The sequence below is a fragment of the Peterkaempfera griseoplana genome, assembly GCF_001418575.1.
Taxonomy (GTDB): domain Bacteria; phylum Actinomycetota; class Actinomycetes; order Streptomycetales; family Streptomycetaceae; genus Peterkaempfera; species Peterkaempfera griseoplana.
The window spans coordinates 1-3,091 of sequence record NZ_LIQR01000409.1; the positions used below are offsets into that span (position 1 = coordinate 1).

Sequence of the window (3,091 nt, forward strand, 5' to 3'; positions counted from 1 at the left end):
GGCCCCCTCTGGCGCACCCGACGATCACATGGCAAGGTCTGGCCTGTCAGAACCGCCCGGGCGGGTCGCAGCCACAAGCACGCACCCCCGCCCCACCCTCCGGCCGGGAGACACCACCGTGAGCACTACGCCGCAGGACGACACGGCGACCACCCCCCTCTGGCGCCCTGATCCCGCGCGCGCCGCCACCACCACGATCGCCGCCTTCCAGCAGTGGGCCGCCCGCCACCACGGCGCCCCCGCCGAACCCCTCGCCCCGCTCGCCGACGACCCGGACGGCAGCCTCGCCGCCGCCCGCTACGCCGCCCTGCACGCCTGGTCGGTGGCCGACCTGGACCGCTTCTGGACCGCCGTCACCGGGTGGTTCGACGTCCGCTTCACCACCCCGCCCCGGGGTGTGCTCGCCGACCCGGCCATGCCCGGCGCCCGCTGGTTCCCCGGCGCCCGCCTCAACTACGCCGAGCACGCCCTGCGTCACGCCGACACCGCGCCCGACGCCCCCGCGATCCTCCACCTCGACGAGACCACCACGGACCCCCGGCCGCTCAGCTGGGCCGAACTGCGCCGCCAGGTCGGTTCCCTCGCCGCGGAACTGCGCCGCCTCGGCATCCGGCCCGGGGACCGCGTCAGCGCGTACCTCCCCAATATCCCCGAGGCCGTGGTGGCCCTCCTGGCCTCCGCCGCCGTCGGCGCCGTCTGGACCTCCTGCGCCCCCGACTTCGGCGCCCGAAGCGTCCTCGACCGCTTCCAGCAGATCGAACCCGCCGTCCTCTTCGCCGTCGACGGCTACCGCTACGGCGGCAAGGACCACGACCGCACCGAGGTCGTCGCCGAGCTGCGCCGCGAACTCCCCGGCCTGCGCGCCGTGGTCCACGTCCCCGTCCTCGGCACGCCCGCCCCCGACGGGGCGCTGCGGTGGGACGACCTCACCGGCCACCCCGTCGCCCGGCCCGAGTTCGAACAGCTCCCCTTCGACCATCCGCTGTGGGTGCTCTACTCCTCCGGGACAACCGGACTGCCCAAGGCCATCGTGCAGAGCCAGGGCGGCATCCTCGTCGAGCACCTCAAGCAGGCCGGCCTCCACCTCGACCTCGGCCCACAGGACCGCTTCCTCTGGTACACCTCCACCGGCTGGATGATGTGGAACTTCCTGGTGGCCGGACTGCTCACCGGCAGCACGGTGGTCACCTACGACGGCAGCCCGGGCCACCCCGGCACCGGAGCCCTGTGGAGCGTCGCCGCCCGCAGCGGCGCCACCGTCCTCGGCACCTCGGCCGCCTATGTCATCGCCTGCCGCAAGGCCGGCCTGCACCCCGGCCGCGACCTGGACCTCTCCGCCGTCCGCTGCATCGGCACCACCGGCTCACCCCTGCCCCCCGACGGCTTCCGCTGGATCTACGACGAGGTCAAGCACGACGTCTGGCTGGCCTCCGTCAGCGGCGGCACCGACGTCTGCTCCTGCTTCGTCGGCGGCGTCCCCACCCTCCCCGTCCACCTCGGCGAGATCCAGGCCCCCTGCCTCGGCGCCGACGTCCAGTCCTGGGACGCCGCCGGGAAGCCCGTCATCGGCCAGGTCGGCGAACTCGTCGTCACCCAGCCCCTGCCCTCCATGCCGACCGGCTTCTGGAACGACCCCGAAGGCACCCGCTACCGGGAGAGCTACTTCGAGACCTTCCCCGGGGTCTGGCGCCACGGCGACTGGATCACCGTCACCCCCCGCGGCACCGTCGTCATCCACGGACGCTCCGACTCCACCCTCAACCGGCAGGGCGTGCGGATGGGGTCGGCCGACATCTACGAGGTCGTCGAACGCCTCCCCGAGATCCGCGAATCCCTGGTCATCGGCCTGGAGGAGCCCGGCGGCGGCTACTGGATGCCGCTCTTCGTCGTCCTCAGTGAGGGCGCCCGGCTCGACGACGCGCTGCGCGGCCGCATCCGCACCGTCCTGCGTGACCAGCTCTCCCCGCGCCACGTCCCCGACGAGGTCATCGCGGTCCCCGGCATCCCGCACACCCTCACCGGCAAGCGCATCGAGGTCCCCGTCAAACGCCTGCTCGCCGGCGCGGCCCTCGACCAGGCCGTCAACCCCGGCTCCGTCGACGACCTCGGCACCCTGCGCTTCTTCGAACAGCTGGCCCGCGAGCGCGCCGCCGACCGCACCGGGTGACCCGCCCGGGCACCGCGGGGGCGGTTCACTCCCCGGACAGCACCGAATGTGCTGCCGCCCGGGCCTCCTCCGCGGTGTCCACCGCCCGCGCCGCCGCGGCCGCACGCTCGCACTGCGCCAGCGTGTGGTGCGACAACGCGGTACGGACGAAGGGCAGCGCCGCCGCGCCCATCGACAGACTGGTCACACCCAGCCCCACCAGCACACACGCCAGCATGGGATCGGCCGCGGCCTCCCCGCACACCCCGCACCCCTGGCCCGTGGTCCGCGCAGCCTCCGCCGCGACCGCCACCAGGTCCAGCAGCGCCGGCTGCCAGGGGTCCTGGAGCCTGGCCACCGACCCCAGCTGACGGTCGGCCGCGAAGGCGTACTGCGCCAGGTCGTTGGTGCCCAGCGAGATGAACTCCACCTCCTGGAGGATCGACCGTGCCCGCAGCGCGGCCGCCGGGATCTCCACCATCGCCCCAGCCCTGGCGCGCAGCCCGGCAGCCCGGCACGCCTGAGCGAACGCCCGCGCATCCACCCGGTCCGCCACCATGGGGGCCATCACCTCCAGATGCACCGGCAGGCCCTCCGCCGCCCTCGCCAGCGCGCGCAGCTGGGTCTGCAGCACCCCCGGGTGGTCCAGCAGGGCCCGCAGACCGCGCACCCCCAGCGCCGGGTTGGGCTCCTGGGCGGGGGTGAGGAAGTCCAGCGGCTTGTCCGCCCCCGCGTCCAGCACCCTGACCACGACCCGCCCCTCCGGGAACGCCTCCAGCACCTCCCGGTACGCCGCCAGCTGCCTCTCCTCCGACGGCGCGGTCGCGGAGCCGTCCAGGAAGAGGAACTCGGTGCGGAACAGCCCCACCCCCTCGGCCCCCGCCTCCAGCGCCGCCGCGACGTCCGCGGGGCCGCCCACATTGGCCCTGTCTCCTATACACACCC

At 74.4% G+C, this 3,091-nt stretch carries 2 protein-coding genes; one reads left to right on the top strand and one right to left on the bottom strand.

Features of this window, described 5'->3' with window-relative positions; all coding sequences use genetic code 11:
• The first annotated feature begins 28 nt into the window (after positions 1 to 28).
• Positions 29 to 2,167 carry an acetoacetate--CoA ligase gene (locus AOK09_RS27750; RefSeq protein ID WP_079063479.1) on the top strand — a complete coding sequence of 713 codons (2,139 nt, stop codon included), beginning with the start codon at positions 29 to 31 and terminating at the stop codon, positions 2,165 to 2,167.
• Between the two features lie 25 nt (positions 2,168 to 2,192).
• Here the strand turns inward: AOK09_RS27750 and AOK09_RS27755 are convergent.
• Positions 2,193 to 3,091 (bottom strand): phosphoenolpyruvate--protein phosphotransferase (locus AOK09_RS27755; protein ID WP_169797073.1); only part of this gene is annotated, 899 nt, incomplete at its 5' end.

Coding starts and splice junctions, on each gene's coding strand:
- AOK09_RS27750 (WP_079063479.1), top strand. CDS start 29: ATGGCAAGGTCTGGCCTGTCAGAACCGCCCGGGCGGGTCGCAGCCACA.